The organism is Comamonas sediminis, assembly GCF_041107495.1.
In the GTDB taxonomy this organism is placed as follows: Bacteria; Pseudomonadota; Gammaproteobacteria; order Burkholderiales; family Burkholderiaceae_C; genus Comamonas; species Comamonas sediminis.
Window position 1 is genome coordinate 241,706 of sequence record NZ_JBGBDC010000009.1, and the last position, 19,208, is coordinate 260,913.

A 19,208-nucleotide genomic window follows, 5' to 3' on the forward strand; every position below is an offset into this window, starting at 1 on the left:
GTGAAAAGCGCCTTGGGTGGTCAGCCTTGTGCCAGGCCGTCAATGGCAGAACGGATGTTCTTCAGCGCCTTCACCACCAGCGCGGGGTCGGTGGCGAACGACAGACGGATATAAGGCGACATGCCAAACGCAGCGCCCGGCACGGTCGCCACCTGTGCGGCATGGAGCAAAAAGCCCGACACCGCGGCATCGCTGTCCAGCACCTTGCCGTCGGCCGTGCGGCGGCCGATCAGGCTCTGGCAACCGAGGAACAGGTAGAAAGCACCATCGGGCACCGACGACAGGGTCAGCTCGGGCACGATGGCCAGTGCGCTGCGGATGGTCTGCAGCCGGTCGACAAAGGTCTGGCGCGCCTGGCGCACGCAGTCCTGGTCGCCCAGCAGTGCCGCCTGTGCAGCGGCCTGCGCCACCGAGGTGGCACTGGTGCAGCTTTGCGATTCGAGCTTGTTCATGCCGCCGATCAGCTTCTCGGGGCCTGCCGCATAGCCAATGCGCCAGCCGGTCATCGCGTAGGACTTGGAGACACCGTTGATGATCAGCATGCGGTCCTTCAGGTAAGGACAGGCCTGGGCGAACGAGACAAAGGGCACACCGGTCAGGATGATGTGCTCGTAGATCTCATCAGACATGACCAGCACCTCGGGGAAGTCCTTGAGCACCTCACCCAGCGCCTCCAGCTCGGCACGGCTGTAGACCGCGCCGGTAGGGTTGCCGGGGCTGTTGATGATCAACCAGCGCGTCCTGGCCGTGATGCTCTGGCGCAGGGCCTCGGGCGTGAGCTTGAAGCCGACTGCCTCGGAGCAGGGCACATAGACCGGCACGCCGCCGTGCAGCGCCACGATGTCGCCATAGGACACCCAGCAAGGCGTGGGCACCACGACCTCGTCACCGCTCTCCAGGGTTGCCATGAAGGCATTGAAGATCAGCTGCTTGGCGCCGACACCGGTGGTGATCTCGGCCACGGCGTAGTCGAGGGCGTTGTCCTGCTGGAACTTCTGCGCAATCGCCTTGCGCAGGCTCTCGTTGCCGGCGGGCACGGTGTACTTGGTGGCACCGGCCTTGGCCGCCGCCATCGCTGCATCGATGATGTGCTCGGGCGTATTGAAATCGGGCTCACCAATGCTCAGGTCGATGACATCGATGCCTTCGGACTTCATCTTCTTGGCCTGCGAGGAAATCGCCATGCTGGGCGACGAAGGCAGGCTCTCGACTTTTTGACTTAGCTTCAACATAAATTCGCAATCGCTCGGTTTCTCTTAGATGCCCTTGTCGTTGGGGTTGGCGTAGAGCGCCTTGGTCGAATCGCTGAGCGGGAAATTGATGTTCACGTTGCGCGGCGGGATCGTGGTCATGAACCACTTTTGGTAGAGCGCTTCCATCTCGCCGGACTTGATCATCGCGTAGACGGTGTCATCGACCAGCTTCTTGAAGGCCGGGTCATCCTTGCGCAGCATCACGCCATAGGGCTCGGTGCGCAGTGGCTCATTGAGGATCACGTACTGGTCGCGCTGGGGCGAGGTGGCGATAAAGCTGGCCAGTTGCACGTCGTCGAGCACAAAGGCGTCGGCCTTGCCCGATTCAAACATCACAAAGGCTTCGGACGGGTCCTTGCCATAGACCTCGTTGAACTTCACGCCCTGGGCCTTCTTGTAGGCGCGCAGCAACTGGATCGAGGTGGTGCCGGTGACGGTGGCCACATTGCGGTTTTGCAGATCGGCAATGCCCTTGACCGGCGAATCCTTGCGCACGGCCAGGGTCACGTTGGCCGAGAAGTAGCTCGGCGAGAAGGAGACCTGCTCCTGGCGCGCGATGGTGTTGGTCACCGGCGTGCAGTCCAGATCGACGGTGTTGTTCTGGATCAGCGGAATGCGGCTGGTGGGCGTGGTGATCAGGTACTTGATCTCAAGCTTGGGCAGGCCAGCGGCCTTTTGTGCTGCCTCGGCCACCTTCAGGCAGATGTCGTTGATCATGCCGATGGGGTCCGCATTGCCGTTGACCTTGTAGCTGAAGGGCACGGACATGTCGCGTGCACCGATGGTGATCGCGCCGCTTTGCTTGATCTTCTCCAGGGTGCTGGAGGTCTGCGCTTGCGCCAGGGAAGCAGCCAGCAGGGTGACGGCACATACGGTGGTTTTCGAGAAAAGCTTGAGCATGGTGGGAAAGTAGGTTACAACAAGGCATCAGTCATGTGTTGTCTGATGACAAGGGTGAATTATGATCACAGCTATGCCCAAAAGCCCCTCGGAATTACCCGCATCCCCGTCAATGGCATCCGCCCCGGATGCCATTTGCCACGGTTGCCGTGCCGCACAAGCCAACGGCCAGACCCTTGTTCTGCCGGACCACAGCCATGCTTAAAAGCCCTTCGGAATCCACCACCGCCCCATCGATTCCCCTGGACTCCGCTGCCAGCCTGCGCGGCAGCCGTGCCGCCAAAGGCAGCCGCAGCCTGGCCAATCTGCTGTCGGAAGAGTTTGAAAACAAGATCCGCCAGGGCCTGTTGCAAGAGGGCGACAAGCTGCCGACCGAGACCGAGCTGGTACGCAACTACGATGTCAGCCGCACGGTCGTGCGCGAGGCGCTGTCCAAGCTGCAGGCCTCGGGTCTGGTGGAAACCAAGCATGGCATCGGCACCTTTGTGCTGCCCGCCCGCAGCACGCCGGGCATGGTGCTCAGCGCCCATGAGCTGAGTGAATCGGTCGATGTGCTCGCCGTGCTGGAGCTGCGCATCAGCCTGGAGACCGAGGCCGCCGGCCTGGCCGCCACCCGGCGCCAGGAGCCGCATCTGCGCGCGATGCGCACTGCCTTGCAGGCCTTTGAGCAGAACTTTGCACTGGGCCGCGAGACCGTGAGCCATGACCTGGACTTTCACCTCAGCATCGCCAAGGCCACCGGCAACCGCTACTTCCAGGAGATCCTGCAGCACTTTGGCTCGATGCTGATTCCGCGCAACCGGATTGCCTCGATCCACATCCCCACGCGCGACCCGGACTACCTCAAGCGCGTGAACCGCGAGCATGAAGAAATCTTCTCTGCGATCGAGCGCCAGGATGCCGACTCGGCCCGCGCCGCCATGCGCATCCACCTGACCAACTCGCGCGAACGCCTGCGTCTGGCCCAGCGCCTGGCCCAGGAGCAGCAAGCAGCCGGTGCGCCAGGCAGCGAACGCTGAGCCGCCCGCACGCGAGCCCGCCACCGGGCTGCAGCGCTCAGGCCCCAGGCCCTCAGCGGCAGCGCCAGCCACCCCTTGCTAGCGCCCACGCAAGGACCCCGCCAGCACCGCGCCAAGGCCACGCCAATCGGCCTGCATCCCCACTCCCATCCCCCAGCCAAGCGTTTCCCCTAGTCCACCAAACCTTGGCGATCTATGTTTTCAGTTGTATGATGTCTTATATCTAAAAAGGAGACAGAGACCTATGCATCGCCGTTCGCACCTGATCTGTTCAGCGCTGGCCCTGGCTGCCGGGGGCTTGTTGTCGATGCCGCTGTGGGCGGCCGATGCATGGCCCAGCAAGCCGATCCGGCTGGTGGTCCCCTACCCGCCAGGCGGCAGCTCGGACATCATTGCCCGCTCGATTGGCCAGCTGATCTCGCAAGAGCTCAAGCAGACGGTGGTGATCGACAACAAGCCCGGTGCCAACGGCAACCTGGGGGCTGAGTTTGTGGCCCGCGCCCAGCCTGATGGCTATACCTGGCTGCTCTGCGACCTGGGTGCGCTGGCGATCTCGCCATCCGTCTACACCAAGCTGAGTTTTGACCCGAGCAAGGACCTGCGTGGCGCCGCCATGCTGGCCTACTCGCCGCACATGCTGGTGGTGCACCCCTCGGTGCAGGCCAACAACCTGCAGGAGCTGGTGGCGCTGTCCAAGAAGCAGGACCTGAACTTTGCCGTCACGGCCACCGGCAGCGCGCCGCACCTGGCCGGTGTGGAACTGGCCCGGCTGACGGGCGCCAAATGGGTCTATGTGCCCTACAAGGGCGGCGTGCAATCGGTGCAGGACACCGTGGCCGGCCAGACCCAGGTGCTGATGAACGGCATGCTCGCTACCTACCCCCATGTGCAAAGCGGCAAGTTGAAGCTGCTGGGCATTTCCAAGAACACCCGCATGCCGCTGATCGCCGATGTGCCGACCCTGGCCGAACAAGGCGCAGCCGGCTTTGCTTCGGGCACCTGGCAAGGCGTGGTGCTGCCGGCCAAGACGCCCGACGCCGTGATCCAGAAGGTGAACCAGGCCTTGCTGACCGCCATCCGCTCGCCCGAGGTGCGCTCGCGCCTGACCGGCCAGGGCGCAGAGGTGGTCACGATGACGCCGGTCGAGACCGACCAATTTTTCAAGGCCGAACGCCAGCGCTGGCGCACGGTCGTCCAAACCGCCAACCTGCAGCTCGATTGAGCCGCGCAGGTTTGGCACTGTTAATTCCCCCTCTTTTCTTTGAAAGTTTGATATGAGCACCATGAGCCCCCAGGATGTGAAGAACGTGATGAGTTCCGGACTGCTGTCCTTCCCCATTACCGACTTCGATGCACAAGGCAACTTCAACGCCAAGGGCTATGCCGAGCGCCTGGAATGGTTGGCCCCGTTTGGCGCCAGCGCGCTGTTCGCCGCTGGCGGCACCGGTGAGTTCTTCTCGCTGACTGCGGAGGAATACCCCGCCATCATCAAGACCGCGGTGGACACCTGCAAGGGCAAGGTGCCGATCATTGCCGGTGCAGGCGGCCCGACCCGCTTTGCGATCCAGTGCGCACAGGCTGCAGAAGCCGCTGGTGCCCACGGCATCCTGCTGATGCCCCACTACATGACCGAAGCCAGCCAGGAAGGCCTGGCCGCCCACGTCGAAGCCGTCTGCAAGAGCGTGAAGTTCGGCGTCATCATCTACAACCGTGGCGTGAGCCGCTTCACCCCCGAGACCGTTGCCAAGCTCTGCGAACGCAACCCCAACCTGGTGGGTTTCAAGGACGGCGTGGGCGACATTGAAGCCATGTCGGCCATGTACCTGACCATGGGTGACCGCCTGGCCTACCTGGGTGGCCTGCCGACCGCCGAAGTCTATGCCGCTGCCTACAAGGCACTGGGCACGCCGGTGTACTCGTCGGCCGTGTTCAACTTCATCCCCAAGACGGCCATCCGCTTCTACGAAGCCGTGCGCACCGATGACCATGCCACCCAGCACCAGCTGCTCAAGGACTTCTTCATGCCTTACCTGAAGATCCGCAACCGCAGCGCCGGCTACGCCGTGTCCATCATCAAGGCCGGCGCCAAGCTGGTGGGCCACGATGCCGGTCCGGTGCGCGCACCGCTGGCCGACCTCAAGCCCGAGGAAATCGACATGCTGGCAGCGCTGATCAAGAAGGTTGAAGCCTGATCTGCGTTGACCTCCTGGCCCGGTAACCACCTGCAGCACGGTGCTGTAGGGGGTGCCGGGCTCCTTCCGTTCAAAGCCCTCCATACATGACTGCTACCCAACGCCCGCGCGTGCTGCAAATGGGCAAGATGCCGCTGCCCGCGCTTGATGCCGATCTGGCCCAGGAATTCGATACCACCGTGCTGAGCGCACAAGCGGACCCGCAGCAGTTCCTGGCTGCCCATGGTTCGGAATTTGCCTACCTGGTCACCTCGGCCAGCATGGGCGCATCGGCCGCGGTGATCCAGGCCTTGCCGGCACTGCGCGGCATCAGCAGTTTTGGCGTCGGCTTTGATGCGCTGGACCAGCAGGCCATCCTGGCCACATCCGCCCGCGTGGGCTACACCCCCGGCGTGCTGGACGACTGTGTGGCCGACATGGCCTTTGCGCTGCTGCTGGACAGCGCCCGGCACCTGGCGGCGGCCGACCGCTTTGTACGTGCCGGCCTCTGGCCCAGCGAACGCTTTGGCGTCTACACCCGCGCCTCGGGCAAGCGCCTGGGCATTCTGGGCATGGGCCGCATTGGCCGCCAGGTGGCGCGCCGCGCCAGCGGTTTTGACATGGAGGTGGCCTACCACAACCGCCGCCCGGTCAGCGATTCGCCGCACCGCTACATGGCATCGCTGCAGGAACTGGCCGAGTGGTGCGACTTTCTGGTCATCACCGCCGCCGGTGGCGACGACACCCGCCACCTGGTCAATGCCCAGGTGCTGCAGGCACTGGGCCCGCAGGGCTTTCTGATTAACGTGGCGCGCGGCAGCGTGGTCGATGAAGCGGCGCTGCTGGATGCGCTGCAGCACCAGCGCATTGCCGGCGCCGGCCTCGATGTGTTCGAGGACGAACCCCGCCCCCTGCCCGGCCTGCTGCTGCAGGACAACGTGGTGCTGGCACCGCATATCGCCAGCGGCACCCAGGAGACGCGCCGCGCGATGGCCGATCTGGTGCTGGCCAACCTGCGCAGCCTGATCGACCACGGCCAGCCGCTGCAGGAAGTGCCCTGGTCCCTGGCGGCGGCACAGGCCCGCATTGCCTGAGCGGCACCTGAACCACCCCTCCATTTTTTTGAGACCAGGCCCCAACCGCCTGGCAAGCCTATGACGACACACAACAACCTGATCAACGGCAGCTGGACACCCGGCAAGACCACCTCCCCCAACACCAACCCCAGCGACCTGTCCGATGTGATCGGCCAGTACGCCCAAGGCGATGCCAGCGACGTGGATGCCGCAGTGGCGGCGGCCACTGCGGCCTTCCCAGCCTGGAGCGTCTCGGGCATCCAGGCGCGCCATGATGCGCTCGACAAGATCGGCCATGAAATCCTGGCGCGCAAGGAAGAGCTGGGCGATCTGCTGGCCCGCGAAGAAGGCAAGACCCGGCCCGAGGCGATCGGCGAAGTGGCCCGCGCCGGCCAGATCTTCAAGTTCTTTGCCGGCGAATGCCTGCGCCTGGCCGGAGAGAGCCTGCCGTCGGTGCGCCCCGGCATTGGCGTGGAAATCACGCGCGAGCCCATCGGCGTGGTCGGCCTGATCACACCCTGGAACTTCCCCATCGCCATTCCGGCCTGGAAGATTGCACCCGCGCTGGCCTTTGGCAACTGCGTGGTGATCAAGCCCGCCGACCTGGTGCCCGGCAGCGCCTGGGCACTGGCCGACATCATCCACCGCAGCGGCATCCCGGCCGGCGTCTTCAACCTGGTGATGGGCCGGGGCCGCATCATTGGCGATGCACTGGTGCAACACCCCGATGTGGCGGCGATCAGCTTTACCGGCTCGGTCGGTGTGGGCCGGGGCATTGCCGAGGCCTGCGTCAAATCGGGCAAGAAGGTGCAGCTGGAGATGGGCGGCAAGAACCCGCAGGTGGTGCTGGACGATGCCGACCTGGCCCAGGCCGTGGAGCTGTCAGCCCAGAGCTGCTTTTACTCGACCGGCCAGCGCTGCACCGCATCGAGCCGCCTGATCGTCACCGACAAGATCTACCCCGCCTTTGTGCAGGCGCTGCAAGAGCGCATGGCCAGGATCAAAGTGGGCGATGCGCGCGCCGCCGGCACCGACATCGGCCCGGTGGTGAGCCAGGCCCAGCTGGAGCAAGACCTGAGCTATGTGGAAATCGCCAAGGCCGAAGGCGCCGTGCTGGCCGCTGGCGGCAGCCGCATTGCCTGCCACACCGGCAGCGGCAACGAAGGCTTTTTCATGCAGCCGGCCCTGCTGGTAGACAGCACGCCGCAGATGCGCATCAACCGCGAAGAGGTGTTTGGCCCGGTCGCCAGCGTGATCCGCGTGCAGAACTATGAAGAGGCACTGGCTGTGGCCAACGACACCGCCTTTGGCCTGTCTGCCGGCATTGCCACCACCAGCCTGAAGTACGCCAGCCACTTCAAGCGCCACGCCCAGGCCGGCATGGTGATGGTGAACCTGCCCACCGCCGGCGTGGACTACCATGTGCCGTTTGGCGGCCGCAAGGGATCGAGCTACGGCCCGCGCGAGCAAGGCCGCTATGCGCAGGAGTTCTACACCACGGTGAAGACGGCCTACACGCTGGCATAAACGCTGCGCCTGCCCATGGCGCCTGCGGGCATGCGGTGGCCCTCCACCGCATACCCGCGCAGTACTTGGTCGCTCTCAGGTAATACGCTTGGCGGAAAATGGCAGGATGAAACTTCTGCCCGACCTTTCTCTGCCGGTGACGGCCGACATCAACGACCCCCAGCCCCTGATCCTCTACCACGGCCGCAACTGCCCCGATGGCTATGGCGCGGCGCTGGCGGCCTGGCTGTTCTTCTCCGGCAACGCAGAGTTTCGCGGCCTGGACCATGGCGAGATCCAGACCGTGGACGACCTGGGGCCGCTGGCCGGCCGCACGATCTACATCCTCGACTTTGCCTTTGGCCCCGAGCTGCTGGCGGCCATCGAGGCGCAGGCCCACAAGCTGGTGCTGCTGGACCACCACAAGAGCGCGGCAGAGAAGCTCCATGGCTACCAATGCACCTGCGGCGTCGTGCATTTCGACATGAACAAGTCCGGCGCGCGCCTGGCCTGGGAGTTCTTCTTTCCCCAGAACCCCATCCCCGCGCTGGTGCTGCACATCGAGGACCGCGACATCTGGCGCTGGCAGTACCCCGAAAGCGGTGCCTTTCTGGCCGCGCTGGACATGGAGCCGCGCAGCTTTGAGCGCTGGGCCGAGATTGCAGCCTTCAGCCCCGAACAACTGAGCGCCTTCATGGCCCGGGGCGGCGCGATGGACGAGAAGTACCTCAAGCTCTGCAGCGACATTGCCGAAGGCGCGCAGCCGCTGGTGTTCAATGGCGTGGCTGGCTTGATGGTGAATGCCCCGGGCATGTTCCACAGCCAGGTCGGCGATATCCTGGCCAAGCAGAGCGGCACCTTTGCGCTGATGTGGAGCGCCAGCCCCAAGGGCGCCAAATGCGGCCTGCGCTCGCGCTCGGACTTCAACTGCATTCCGCTGGCCGAAAGCATGGGCGGTGGCGGCCATGCGCAGGCCTGCGGCTTCCGCATGGGGGTGGACCGCCTGCCCGAGCTGCTGGCCGGCAGCCTGACCGCCCGGCCCGAAGACGCGCTGCCGCCCCCACGCCCCGCGCCCGCCGCAGCGCCTACCCCGGCGCCCACGGGCACGCCATGATGCCTGCCACCGGCACAGGCAGCGGCACCTGGGCGCAGCAATGCCCCTTGTGCGGCCAGCGCAACGGCTGCGCCGTGGCCCAGGGCCTGCCCGCTGCCCAGTGCTGGTGCATGACCGCCGATATCGACCCCCAGGCCTTGCAGCGCCTGGCCCCGGCCGAGCGCGGCCAGCGCTGCATCTGCCCGGCCTGTGGCAGCGCGCAGCCCGATCCCGGCGCCAGCCCCAACCGGGGTGACTGACAAGCCCCAGCCCCAGGATCATCATCAAACGCCCGGGGCCGGCCTGCTTGCAGGCGCTCCACCCGGCCAACCGCCACACGCGCCCCATCCGCCCAGCCTCCGCCATGCAGATAAGACACCACAACGCCCAGGATCTGCGCAGCCTCTATGGGGAGCGCTTTCGCTGGTACCTGCTGTTCAGCGTGATGGTGGGCACGATGGCCTCGATCATCTCGTCAACCATTTTCAATGTCGCCATCCCGGCGATGAGCCAGCACTTCCAGCTCGGCCAGTCGCGTGCGCAATGGGTGACTTCGTCCTTCATGGTGGCCACCACGGTGGCGATGCTGACCACGCCCTGGCTGCTGTCGCGCTATGGCTACCGCAACACCTACCTGGGCGCCGTGCTGCTGCTGATGCTGGGGGGGATGGGCGGCGGTTTCAGCAGCGACTACAACCTGGTGCTGGTGGCGCGCGTGGTCGAAGGGCTGGCGGCCGGTGTGATCCAGCCGATTCCCGCCATCATCATCCTGCATGCCTTCGCATCGCATGAGCAAGGCCGGGCCAACGGCCTGTTTGGCATGGGCATCGTGCTGGCGCCGGCCATTGGCCCGAGCGTGGGCGGCCTGCTGGTCGACTGGATGGGCTGGCGTTCGGTGTTCTTCATGGTGGTGCCGCTGTGCCTGGCCTCGGTCTGGCTGGGGCTGAAGTTTGTGCCCGTCAATGCGCCCGGCGGCGCCGCCGCCGACCGCCATGGCAACAGCCTGGACTGGCTGGGCCTGGCCATTGCCACCACCGGCACGGTCTGCCTGCTCAATGGCCTGGTGGCGCTGCATGGCAGCGGCTGGCAGCAAAGCGCCGTGCTGCTGGCGATTGCGCTGGTCTGCCTGCCCGCCTTCATTGGCTGGCAGCGGCGCCTGCTGGCCCAGGGCGGCAAGCCGCTGATGGACCTGCGCCTGTTTGCCAGCAAGCCTTTTGCGGCCGGCTGCATCGTGGCCTTCATCTACGGCGTGGCCTTGTTTGGCTCCACCTACCTGCTGCCGGTATTCATGCAGCTGGGGCTGTCGTACTCGGCGTCGGTCGTGGGCACCACGATGCTGCCCGCTGGCCTGGTGCTGGGCGGCGTCATCGCGCTGGCCGGCCGCATGGCTGACCGCACCCCTGTGCACTGGCTGGTGATCGGCGGCCTCTCGCTGCTGGCGCTGTCCTTTGTGCTGACCGGTGTGCTGCAGCCGGGCTCGTCGCTGTGGCTGCTGGTGGGCTATACGGTGCTGGGCCGCATTGGACTGGGCTTCATCCTGCCGTCGCTGACCCTGGGCAGCATGCGTTCGCTGGACAAAAGCCTGATCTCACAGGGGTCGAGCAGCTTCAGCTTTCTGCGCATGCTCGGCGGCGCCGCCGGGGTGAGCCTCTGCGGCATCTTTCTGGAGTGGCGCGTGGCCTTCTACGCCAACCAGTCGCCCGCCATCGACATTGTGCTGGCCGAGCGGGTGGCGGGTTTTCGCGACACTTTTTTGATGCTGGCCGTGGTCTGTGTGCTCGCGGGCGTCGCTGCCCGCCAGCTGCAGGCACCTGCGGCGGCCAGGCCATAAGAGACTTTGACCAGGTTCTTGGCCCGGAGCGAATGGTCTACACTGGGCCATCCAACGGTTTTCAAAGAGTTTTTGCCATGTGCCAACTGCTGGGGATGAACTGCAACACCCCCACCGACATCAACTTCAGCTTCAGCGGCTTTTCGCAGCGGGCCGGCAATACCGACCACCACAGCGATGGCTGGGGCATCGCCTTCTTTGAAGAAGGCGGCCTGCGCCTGCTGGTGGACCACCAGCCGGCCGTCCAGTCGCCGGTGGCCGAGCTGGTGCGGCGCTACCCCATCCACAGCCGCAATGTGATTGCGCATATCCGCAAGGCCACGCAGGGCCAGGTGCTGCTGCAGAACTGCCACCCCTTTGTGCGCGAGCTCTGGGGCAAGAACTGGGTGTTTGCCCACAATGGCGACCTCAAGGACTTCCGCCCCCGCCTGCACACCCACTTTCACCCGGTGGGCGATACCGACAGCGAGCATGTGTTTTGCTGGCTGATGCAGGAGCTGTGGAAATCCCATGCCGGCACGCCCAGCATTGCCGAGCTGACCCACACCCTGCGCGAGCTGGCCGCCCAGATTGCGCCGCATGGCACCTTCAACTTTCTGCTCTCCAATGGCGAGGCGCTCTGGGCCCATGCGAACACCTTCCTGTGCTACACCGAGCGCGCGCATCCGTTCTCGCAGGCACAGCTGAGCGATGAGGACCTGAGCATCGACTTTGCCACCTGCACCACGCAGCAGGACCGGGTGGCCGTGGTGGTGACGTCGCCGCTGACCACCAACGAGCAGTGGACAGCTTTCCAGCCCGGCGAGCTGATGGTGTTTGCCGACGGCCGGCGCCTGGCGCTCTAAACAACAAACCCGGCAGCGCCGGGTTTGTTTTTCACGATCCTGCAAAGGCCCTCAAGCCAGCGCGCGGGTGATCAGGATCTTCTGCACATCGCTGGTGCCTTCGTAGATCTGGCAGACCCGCACATCGCGGTAGATGCGCTCCACCGGAAAATCATTGACGACGCCATAGCCGCCCAGGGTCTGGATGGCGGCGCTGCAGACGCGCTCGGCCATCTCGCTGGCAAACAGCTTGGCCATGGCCGCTTCCTTCAGGCACGGCTGGCCGGCATCGCGCAGGCTGGCGGCATGCCAGATCAGCTGGCGGGCCGCCTCGATCTGCGTCGCGCATTCGGCCAGGCGAAAGCCGACGGCCTGGTGGTTGATGATGGGCGTGCCAAAGCTCTCGCGCTCCTTGGCGTACTGCACGGCCACATCAAAGGCGCTGCGGGCCATGCCCACGCTTTGCGCGGCAATGCCGATGCGCCCGCCTTCGAGCGCGCCCAGCGCAATCTTATAGCCCTCGCCTTCGGCGCCGATCAGGTTCTCGGCCGGCACCACGCAGTTCTCAAAATTGATCTGCGCGGTATCGCTGCTGTGCTGGCCGAGCTTGTCCTCCAGCCGCGCGACCTGGTAGCCCGGGTTGTCAGTGGGCACGATGAAGGCGCTCATGCCCTTTTTGCCGGCGCCCTTGTCGGTCACCGCAATCACGATCGCCATCTGGCCGTTCTTGCCGCTGGTGATGAACTGCTTGACGCCATTGATCACATAGGCATCGCCCTGTTTGCTGGCGGTGGTGCGCAGCGCGCTGGCGTCCGAGCCGACATGGGGCTCGGTCAGGCAGAAGGCGCCCAGCATCTCGCCCCTTGCCAACGGGGCCAGCCATTGTTTTTTCTGTGCGTCGCTGCCGTAGCGCATCAGGATGGCATTGACGGGGCAGTTGGTCACGCTGATGGCGGTGCTGGTGCCACCGTCGCCAGCGGCAATTTCTTCCAGTACCAAGGCCAGGCTGATGTAGTCCAGCCCTGCGCCGCCCAGCGCATCGGGCACGCAGATGCCGTAGGCACCCAGCTGGGCCAGGCCCTGGTGGGCTGCCTTGGGGAACACATGGTCGCGGTCCCACTGCGCGGCGTGCGGCCACAGCTCGGCCTGGGCAAATTCACGCACCGCATCGCGGATCATCGTCTGGTCGTCGTTCAAAAGCATCGGTTGTCTCCGGATTTTCTCGTTCTGTCGCTGTCTGCTTGGCGGGCTTACCAGTGCTTGGCGCGGCGGCCATCGTGGTGCAGCAGGCGCCCCTTGTCCGCATCGCTGACCGAGGCCAGGGTCTGGCGCATGCCGCTGACGCTTTGCTGCACGGTCAGCGGCGCTTCATCCCCGCCCATGTCGGTCTGCACCCAGCCCGGGTCCAAGGTGATCAGGCGCGCGCCGGGGTAGTCATGCTGGGCGGAGGCCACCGCCATGTTCAGCGCCGTCTTGCTGACCCTGTACAGCCAGGAATAGCTGTCATCCACACCTTCGATCTGCGACATCGACGACGAGATAAAGGCAAACACGCCGCCGCTGGCCTCGACTATCGGGCCGATCTGCGGCAGCAGCTGCATGGCGCCCAGCACATTGGTGTGCATCACCGCATCAAAATCGGCCTGGGTCGGCACCGTGCGGGCATTGGGCCGGCGGATCACACCGGCCACATACATCGCCAAGTCGATCTGCTGGCCAGCCAATGCCGTGGCCAGTGCCGTCACGCTCTCCGGTTTGAGCACATCAACCCGAAAAGCCCGCGCGCCCAGCGCCTGCAGCCGCGCCTGCGCCTCCGCATCACGCACCGTGGCCAGCACCGTCCAGCCTGCCTGCGCATATTCCCGCACCAGCTCCAGGCCAATGCCGCGCGAGGCGCCGATCACCAAAATCACAGCCATTCCTACGCCCTCCTCGGCGGTTGTCGTCACTGTCCCTGCTCTTGCAGGATTTGCTGCTGGTAGCGCGCCACCATGTCCGCCTGAGGCTCGGGTGCCGCGCTTGAGCCCATCTGGTCATGGATCATCTGGTTGAGCGTGGGCAGGGTGCTGCGCGCGATCTGTGCCTCAGCCTGCCACAGACGCGAGCGCATCAAGGCCTTGGCGCAGTGCAGATAGGCTTCGCGCACCTCGATCTCGATCACCAGCTTGGGCCGTTGGCGTTCGCCATCGAACACATCGATGAAGCGGGCCTCATCGCGCAGCTTTGCGGTGCCGTTGACGCGCAAGGTCTCGTCCACGCCAGGCAGCAGGAAAAGCAGCGCGATACGGGCATCGGTCAGCAGGTTGCTGAGCGAATCGAGCCGGTTGTTGCCCCCGGCATCGGGCAGCAGCAGGTGCTGCGCGCCCTGGCATTTGACAAAGCCGGGCGGGCCACCCCGGGGCGAGGCATCGAGCATTTCGTAAGCCTGGCCGGCCGTGGCCACCACGCACAGCGGCGACAGCGCGATAAAGCGCTGGCAATGCACATCGAGGTGGTCCAGCTGCTTGGCCAGCGCACGCTCGGCGGGCTGGGCGTACAGCGCGCGCAGTTGCTCGGTAGATTCGATCATGCAGCCTCCGGGTCGTCATGTTCTGCATCGGCCGCCGCAGCGCCTGCGGCTGCATAGACGGCCAGATACGCATCCCAGGAGGGATCGAAAGACACGTCGACGCGCCCGGGCAGGGCCACCGCCTGCTGCTGCCGGCTTTGGCGGGCGGCTGCCGCGTCATCGACGTAGTAGCAGGCAGTGCGCTCGCGCATGCCTTCGATACGGGTATAAGCCAGAATGCCGTTTTCCATGCGCTCCAGCGCCGCCTGCAAGCCTTCCTGCGCATCACGTGCCTGGTCCAGGGTCTCGCCGTCTTCAAACGTTAAGGTCCATTGCAGGCAATAAGGCAGATCGGCGCGCGTGGCCACGGCATTGGCCGACAGGCGCAGGCCCAGCAGATCGGGCACGGCATCGGCGGGGGCATCGCGGCGGCGTGCCTCCAGCATTTTCCAGCGGTCATCGTCGGCCGGGGGGAAGCGGTAGCTGCGCCCCAGGCTGTCGCGCAAAAACGCATCGAACACGGCAGGGAAGGCCGACAGCGGGCCCACGCCAGCGACCTCGGGCGCGAAGGCATCGACCACATCGACCGGGCCGACCCGCACCGCAAAGTCCCATTCGCCCAGGACATGGTCGAGCATGATGAAGGCCATGTGCTGGGCCAGTTCGCGCTGCTCGGGGGCGATGATCTTCTCAAAGCCCAGCTCCAGGCCAACGATGCCGCCGGCATCGTAGTGGGCCACCAGCACGTCCGAGCAGGAGAGCTCCAGGCCCTCCATCGCCATGCTGAAATCGTTGATGGGGCTGCGGTTGCGGAAGGCCTGCACCTTGTAGCCCGGCAGGCTGGGCGCCGCACGCACCAGCGCCATCAGGTTCTCGAACTGGTCGACATTGCCATGGGCGCTGAACACCAGGCGCGAAAACAGGCTGCCTTCCGAGCGCTCCAGCTCCAGCGCCAAATCGGGGGCGATGCGGGCCAGCATCTCGTTGGCCTGCACCACAAAGGCCTGGTTGGGCAACAGCGCCAGGTGGCGCTCCTGGTAGACCAATTCCTGCCAGAAGGACTCGATATCCTTTGCCTGCAGCTGCCCCGGGCCGGGGCCCACCGATTCGTTCGTCATAGTTTCTCCTCTGTCAGGATGACTAGACTACATGATTTCAATCGCCATCGCAGTGGCCTCACCTCCGCCAATGCACAGCGTAGCCAGGCCACGGCGCTTGCCACGGGCCTGCAGCGCATGCAGCAGGGTCACCAGAATGCGCGCACCGCTGGCACCAATGGGGTGGCCCAGCGCGCAGGCGCCGCCGTTGACGTTGACGATGTCGTGCGAGACCTTCATGTCGGCCATCAGCGCCATCGGCACCACGGCAAAGGCCTCATTGATTTCCCAGAGGTCCACATCCTCGACCTTCCAGCCGGCCTTTTTCAGGGCCTTCTCGGTCGCGCCGATCGGTGCGGTGGTGAACCACTCGGGCTCTTGCGCGTAGCTGGCATGGGCCACGATCTTGGCCAGCGGCTTGCAGCCCAGCTCCTTGGCGGTGGATTCGCGCATCAGCACCAGAGCGGCTGCGCCATCGTTGATGCTGGAGCTGGACGCCGCCGTGATCGTGCCATCCTTCTTGAACGCGGGCTTGAGCGCCGCGATCTTGTCCAGGCGCGCCTTGCCGGGGCCTTCGTCCTCGCTCACGGTGACCTCGCCCTTGCGGGTGGACACAGTGACCGGCGTGATCTCTGCCTTGAAAGCGCCGGACGCGGCCGCCGCCTGCGCGCGCTGCACGCTGGCAATGGCGAACTGGTCCTGCTGCTCGCGGCTGAACTGGTACTTGGCGGCACAGTCCTCGCCAAAGGTCCCCATCGAGCGGCCGGGTTCATAGGCGTCTTCCAGGCCATCGAGCATCATGTGGTCGAACACCTTGTCATGGCCCATGCGGTAGCCGCCACGGCCCTTTTTGAGCAGGTAGGGGGCATTGGTCATGCTTTCCATGCCGCCGGCGACCACCACATCGCGGCTGCCGGCCACCAGCTGGTCATGGGCCAGGATGGTGGCCTCCATGCCGGCGCCGCACATCTTCGACAGGGTCACAGCGCCAGTACTCTTGGGCAGACCACCCTTGAACAGGGCCTGGCGCGCCGGGGCCTGGCCCTGGCCAGCCATCAGGCAGTTGCCGAACAGCACCTCTTCCACTTTTTCAGGGGCGACACCCGCGCGCTCCACCGCTGCCTTGATGGCCGCGCCGCCCAGGTCATTGGCCGAGAGCTCGGCAAAATCGCCCATGAAGGCACCCATGGGGGTACGGGCTGCGCCAACGATAACGACGGGATCATGCATCTGGTGTCTCCTGATTGAATTCGGGTCTTGTGCGGCAGGCCTCTCAGGGACCGCTCGCGCTGTAAAAAAGGCAGCCCTGGACGCAGGGATGCCTGGCGGGTTTAATCGCGCTTGCGCTCGGCCACCAGGGCCACGGCGCGTTGGTGGACCTCGGACAGCCCGCCAATGCCTGGAACGGTCATCTCCAGGTCGGTGATCAGGCCGTTCTTGAGGCTGTAGCACCAGCCGTGCAAGGTCACCTTCTGGCCGCGCGTCCAGGCGTCCTGCAAGATGGTGCTCTGCGCCACATTCACCACCTGCTCGATGGCATTGAGCTCGCACAGCGCATCATGGCGGTGCTGGGGCGACAGGCTTTGCAGCAGTGCCAGGTGCTTGTCGCGCACATCGCGCACGTGGCGGGTCCAGTTGTCGACCAGGCCCAGGCGCAGGCCTTCGAGCGCCGCAAGCACGCCGCCGCAGCCGTAGTGGCCCACGACCATCAGGTCCTGGATCTTGAGCTGGTCCACCGAATACTGGATGGTGGACAAACAGTTCAGATCGCTGGGCACCACCACATTGGCCACATTGCGGTGCACGAACACCTCACCGGGCTCCAGACCGGTGATCTGGTTGGCGGGCACACGGCTGTCCGAACAACCGATCCACATGTACTTGGGGTGCTGCTGCGACATCAGGCCCGTGAAGAACCCGGGGCGGTCACGCTCCATCTGCTCTGCCCACAAACGGTTGTGGTCAAACAGGTCTTTGATGGAGGTTGTACTCATAAGGCTATCCTTTTGTTGTGTGGGTATCAGGATGGCGCAGCGCAGCCGGTCAGCAGGTTTCTGCGAACAGCTCACGCCCAATCAACATGCGGCGAATCTCGCTGGTGCCGGCGCCAATTTCATAGAGTTTCGCATCTCTCCACAGGCGGCCGAGCGGATACTCGTTGATATACCCATTGCCGCCATAGATTTGCACGCCTTCGCCGGCCATCCAGGTGGCCTTCTCGGCGCACCAGAGAATGACGCTGGCGCAGTCCTTGCGTACCTGGCGCACATGGTCGGTTCCGAGCAGATCGAGGTTTTTAGCGACCGTATAGGCAAAAGAGCGGCCCGCTTGCAGCACGGTGTACATATCAGCCACCTTGCCCTGGATGAGCTGGAACTCACCGATGCTTTGGCCAAACTGCTTGCGGTCATGGATGTAGGGCACGACGTTGTCCATCACCGACTGCATGATGCCCAACGGGCCACCGGTCAGCACGGCGCGTTCATAGTCCAGGCCGCTCATCAGCACCTTGGCGCCGCCGTTGACTTGGCCCAGCACGTTCTCCGCAGGCACTTCGACGTTCTGGAACACCAGCTCGCCGGTATGGCTGCCGCGCATGCCCAGCTTGTCCAGCTTTTGTGCAATCGAAAAACCGGGCATGCCCTTCTCGATCAGAAAGGCGGTGACACCCCGGGCGCCCATCTCCGGCTCGGTCTTGGCGTACACCACCAGGGTGTCGGCATCCGGGCCATTGGTGATCCACATCTTGTTGCCGTTGAGCAGGTAGTAGCCGCCCTTGTCCTCGGCCTTGAGCTTCATGCTGATGACGTCGGAGCCGGCACCCGGCTCGCTCATCGCCAGCGCGCCCACATGCTCACCGCTGATCAGCTTGGGCAGGTACTTGGCCTTCTGGGCTTCATTGCCGTTGCGGTTGATCTGGTTCACACAGAGGTTGCTGTGCGCACCGTAGGACAGGCCTACCGACGCGCTGGCACGGGAGATCTCCTCCATCGCCACCATATGCGCCAGGTAGCCCATGTCGGCGCCGCCATACTGTTCGGATACCGTGATGCCCAGCACCCCCAGGTCACCAAACTTGCGCCACAGGTCCATCGGGAACTGGTCGTTGCGGTCAATCTCGGCGGCACGCGGCGCGATTTCAGCCTGCGCAAACTCGCGCACGGCATCACGCAAAGCGTCGATATCCTCACCCAACTGGAAATTCAGGCCTGGCAATCCGGACATGGTCTTGTCTCCTATCTATATGGCGCACCAGATGCCGCGGCCACCGGCGAAGGCGGTGGAACGGCATCATTACGTTTACGTTTACGTTCACGTCAACTATATATTATTTTTTTGACGGCTGCTTTGCGAGCAAAGCATGGGCTTCCTGCATATGCTCATCAATTTCTGCCAAGTTGGCCTGCAAATCTGCCAACTGCGTCTGCAGGCGCTGGCGGTGCGCCGTCAACACTTCGATAAAGCGGCTCAGTTGCACCCCGGTGTCACGCGGCGACTCGTAAAGGTCGATGATTTCCTTGGCTTCCTGCAGGGTCAGCCCCAGGCGCTTGGCCCGCAAGGTCAGCCGAAGACGCGTGCGCTCCTTGGCCGAATATACGCGCTGCTTGCCGCCTGCGCCCGTGCGCTCGGGGTGCAACAGGCCCATGTCCTCATAAAAGCGGATGGCCCGGGTCGTCAGATCAAATTCTGCCGCCAGCTGCCCGATGGAATAAGTCGGTGTCATGGTCCCCCTGCATGCGCTTGTTGTTCTGGATGGACCATTATGCGGCATGCACCGCTTGGCACCACCAGGCGCCGGACAAAAGAAAAACCCCTCTACTCGGGAAGAGCAGAGGGGTTGATCAGTATAAAAGCCTGACGATGACCTACTTTCACACGGGAATCCGCAC

General features: G+C 64.6%; 19 protein-coding genes. 9 read left to right on the forward strand and 10 right to left on the reverse strand.

Features of this window, described 5'->3' with window-relative positions; genetic code table 11:
- Positions 1-20: 20 nt before the first annotated feature.
- Positions 21-1,232 carry a pyridoxal phosphate-dependent aminotransferase gene (locus AB7A72_RS20270; protein ID WP_369460950.1) on the reverse strand — a complete coding sequence of 404 codons (1,212 nt, stop codon included), beginning with the start codon at positions 1,230-1,232 and terminating at the stop codon, positions 21-23.
- A 24-nt stretch (positions 1,233-1,256) separates the two neighbouring features.
- Positions 1,257-2,153 carry an amino acid ABC transporter substrate-binding protein gene (locus AB7A72_RS20275; protein WP_369460951.1) on the reverse strand — a complete coding sequence of 299 codons (897 nt, stop codon included), beginning with the start codon at positions 2,151-2,153 and terminating at the stop codon, positions 1,257-1,259.
- A gap of 197 nt (positions 2,154-2,350) precedes the next feature.
- On the opposite strand from AB7A72_RS20275, the gene AB7A72_RS20280 reads away from it, so the two are divergent.
- The 9 genes from AB7A72_RS20280 (at position 2,351) to AB7A72_RS20320 (ending at position 11,694) form a co-directional block, all read left to right on the forward strand.
- A complete protein-coding gene (locus AB7A72_RS20280) occupies positions 2,351-3,172 on the forward strand; it encodes a FadR/GntR family transcriptional regulator (protein ID WP_369460952.1) in 822 nt (273 codons plus the stop codon).
- 244 nt (positions 3,173-3,416) lie between these two features.
- Complete coding sequence (locus AB7A72_RS20285; protein WP_369460953.1) at positions 3,417-4,394, forward strand: Bug family tripartite tricarboxylate transporter substrate binding protein; 978 nt, start codon at positions 3,417-3,419, stop codon at positions 4,392-4,394.
- A gap of 61 nt (positions 4,395-4,455) precedes the next feature.
- Complete coding sequence (gene kdgD / locus AB7A72_RS20290; protein WP_239812828.1) at positions 4,456-5,364, forward strand: 5-dehydro-4-deoxyglucarate dehydratase; 909 nt, start codon at positions 4,456-4,458, stop codon at positions 5,362-5,364.
- A gap of 86 nt (positions 5,365-5,450) precedes the next feature.
- On the forward strand, positions 5,451-6,437 hold the full coding sequence (locus tag AB7A72_RS20295; RefSeq protein ID WP_369460954.1) for a 2-hydroxyacid dehydrogenase: 987 nt from the start codon (positions 5,451-5,453) through the stop codon (positions 6,435-6,437).
- A gap of 60 nt (positions 6,438-6,497) precedes the next feature.
- Complete coding sequence (locus AB7A72_RS20300; RefSeq protein WP_369460955.1) at positions 6,498-7,946, forward strand: aldehyde dehydrogenase family protein; 1,449 nt, start codon at positions 6,498-6,500, stop codon at positions 7,944-7,946.
- A gap of 106 nt (positions 7,947-8,052) precedes the next feature.
- Positions 8,053-9,039: a DHH family phosphoesterase gene (locus AB7A72_RS20305; protein ID WP_312836252.1), complete on the forward strand. Its 987-nt coding sequence runs from the start codon at positions 8,053-8,055 to the stop codon at positions 9,037-9,039.
- Positions 9,036-9,278 carry a cysteine-rich CWC family protein gene (locus tag AB7A72_RS20310; protein ID WP_369460956.1) on the forward strand — a complete coding sequence of 81 codons (243 nt, stop codon included), beginning with the start codon at positions 9,036-9,038 and terminating at the stop codon, positions 9,276-9,278. The genes AB7A72_RS20305 and AB7A72_RS20310 overlap by 4 nt, the downstream gene beginning before the upstream one ends.
- A 104-nt stretch (positions 9,279-9,382) precedes the next feature.
- Positions 9,383-10,849 (forward strand): DHA2 family efflux MFS transporter permease subunit, encoded by a 1,467-nt coding sequence (locus AB7A72_RS20315; protein ID WP_239810419.1) that lies wholly within the window; start codon positions 9,383-9,385, stop codon positions 10,847-10,849.
- Positions 10,850-10,926: 77 nt separating this feature from the next.
- Positions 10,927-11,694, forward strand: a complete 768-nt coding sequence (locus tag AB7A72_RS20320) for a class II glutamine amidotransferase (protein WP_369460957.1) — start codon at positions 10,927-10,929, stop codon at positions 11,692-11,694.
- Positions 11,695-11,745: 51 nt separating this feature from the next.
- On the opposite strand, the gene AB7A72_RS20325 is transcribed toward AB7A72_RS20320, so the two are convergent.
- The 8 genes from AB7A72_RS20325 to AB7A72_RS20360 form a co-directional block, all read right to left on the reverse strand.
- On the reverse strand, positions 11,746-12,876 hold the full coding sequence (locus AB7A72_RS20325) for an acyl-CoA dehydrogenase family protein (RefSeq protein WP_312836255.1): 1,131 nt from the start codon (positions 12,874-12,876) through the stop codon (positions 11,746-11,748).
- A 47-nt stretch (positions 12,877-12,923) separates the two neighbouring features.
- Positions 12,924-13,592, reverse strand: coding sequence for an SDR family oxidoreductase (locus AB7A72_RS20330; protein ID WP_369460958.1), 669 nt, complete (start codon positions 13,590-13,592; stop codon positions 12,924-12,926).
- A 26-nt stretch (positions 13,593-13,618) separates the two neighbouring features.
- Positions 13,619-14,242, reverse strand: a complete 624-nt coding sequence (locus AB7A72_RS20335) for an MSMEG_1061 family FMN-dependent PPOX-type flavoprotein (protein WP_230778380.1) — start codon at positions 14,240-14,242, stop codon at positions 13,619-13,621.
- Positions 14,239-15,339 (reverse strand): hypothetical protein, encoded by a 1,101-nt coding sequence (locus AB7A72_RS20340; RefSeq protein ID WP_369460959.1) that lies wholly within the window; start codon positions 15,337-15,339, stop codon positions 14,239-14,241. Before AB7A72_RS20340 ends, AB7A72_RS20335 begins: the two co-directional genes overlap by 4 nt.
- A 27-nt stretch (positions 15,340-15,366) precedes the next feature.
- Positions 15,367-16,548 carry an acetyl-CoA C-acyltransferase gene (locus AB7A72_RS20345; RefSeq protein WP_369460960.1) on the reverse strand — a complete coding sequence of 394 codons (1,182 nt, stop codon included), beginning with the start codon at positions 16,546-16,548 and terminating at the stop codon, positions 15,367-15,369.
- 101 nt (positions 16,549-16,649) lie between these two features.
- The gene (gene can / locus AB7A72_RS20350; protein WP_239810412.1) at positions 16,650-17,312 is read right to left on the reverse strand and encodes a carbonate dehydratase; all 663 of its coding nucleotides are present in this window, start codon (positions 17,310-17,312) and stop codon (positions 16,650-16,652) included.
- A gap of 49 nt (positions 17,313-17,361) precedes the next feature.
- Positions 17,362-18,543, reverse strand: coding sequence for an isovaleryl-CoA dehydrogenase (locus tag AB7A72_RS20355; RefSeq protein ID WP_021024982.1), 1,182 nt, complete (start codon positions 18,541-18,543; stop codon positions 17,362-17,364).
- A gap of 103 nt (positions 18,544-18,646) precedes the next feature.
- Positions 18,647-19,042 (reverse strand): MerR family transcriptional regulator, encoded by a 396-nt coding sequence (locus AB7A72_RS20360; protein WP_312417948.1) that lies wholly within the window; start codon positions 19,040-19,042, stop codon positions 18,647-18,649.
- Positions 19,043-19,208: the final 166 nt, after the last annotated feature.

Coding starts and splice junctions, on each gene's coding strand:
- AB7A72_RS20320 (WP_369460957.1), top strand. CDS start 10,927: ATGTGCCAACTGCTGGGGATGAACTGCAACACCCCCACCGACATCAAC.
- AB7A72_RS20275 (WP_369460951.1), bottom strand. CDS start 2,153: ATGCTCAAGCTTTTCTCGAAAACCACCGTATGTGCCGTCACCCTGCTG.
- AB7A72_RS20305 (WP_312836252.1), top strand. CDS start 8,053: ATGAAACTTCTGCCCGACCTTTCTCTGCCGGTGACGGCCGACATCAAC.
- AB7A72_RS20355 (WP_021024982.1), bottom strand. CDS start 18,543: ATGTCCGGATTGCCAGGCCTGAATTTCCAGTTGGGTGAGGATATCGAC.
- kdgD (WP_239812828.1), top strand. CDS start 4,456: ATGAGCCCCCAGGATGTGAAGAACGTGATGAGTTCCGGACTGCTGTCC.
- AB7A72_RS20300 (WP_369460955.1), top strand. CDS start 6,498: ATGACGACACACAACAACCTGATCAACGGCAGCTGGACACCCGGCAAG.
- AB7A72_RS20310 (WP_369460956.1), top strand. CDS start 9,036: ATGATGCCTGCCACCGGCACAGGCAGCGGCACCTGGGCGCAGCAATGC.
- AB7A72_RS20315 (WP_239810419.1), top strand. CDS start 9,383: ATGCAGATAAGACACCACAACGCCCAGGATCTGCGCAGCCTCTATGGG.
- AB7A72_RS20360 (WP_312417948.1), bottom strand. CDS start 19,042: ATGACACCGACTTATTCCATCGGGCAGCTGGCGGCAGAATTTGATCTG.
- AB7A72_RS20270 (WP_369460950.1), bottom strand. CDS start 1,232: ATGTTGAAGCTAAGTCAAAAAGTCGAGAGCCTGCCTTCGTCGCCCAGC.
- AB7A72_RS20280 (WP_369460952.1), top strand. CDS start 2,351: ATGCTTAAAAGCCCTTCGGAATCCACCACCGCCCCATCGATTCCCCTG.
- can (WP_239810412.1), bottom strand. CDS start 17,312: ATGAGTACAACCTCCATCAAAGACCTGTTTGACCACAACCGTTTGTGG.
- AB7A72_RS20325 (WP_312836255.1), bottom strand. CDS start 12,876: ATGCTTTTGAACGACGACCAGACGATGATCCGCGATGCGGTGCGTGAA.
- AB7A72_RS20285 (WP_369460953.1), top strand. CDS start 3,417: ATGCATCGCCGTTCGCACCTGATCTGTTCAGCGCTGGCCCTGGCTGCC.
- AB7A72_RS20295 (WP_369460954.1), top strand. CDS start 5,451: ATGACTGCTACCCAACGCCCGCGCGTGCTGCAAATGGGCAAGATGCCG.
- AB7A72_RS20345 (WP_369460960.1), bottom strand. CDS start 16,548: ATGCATGATCCCGTCGTTATCGTTGGCGCAGCCCGTACCCCCATGGGT.
- AB7A72_RS20330 (WP_369460958.1), bottom strand. CDS start 13,592: ATGGCTGTGATTTTGGTGATCGGCGCCTCGCGCGGCATTGGCCTGGAG.
- AB7A72_RS20335 (WP_230778380.1), bottom strand. CDS start 14,242: ATGATCGAATCTACCGAGCAACTGCGCGCGCTGTACGCCCAGCCCGCC.
- AB7A72_RS20340 (WP_369460959.1), bottom strand. CDS start 15,339: ATGACGAACGAATCGGTGGGCCCCGGCCCGGGGCAGCTGCAGGCAAAG.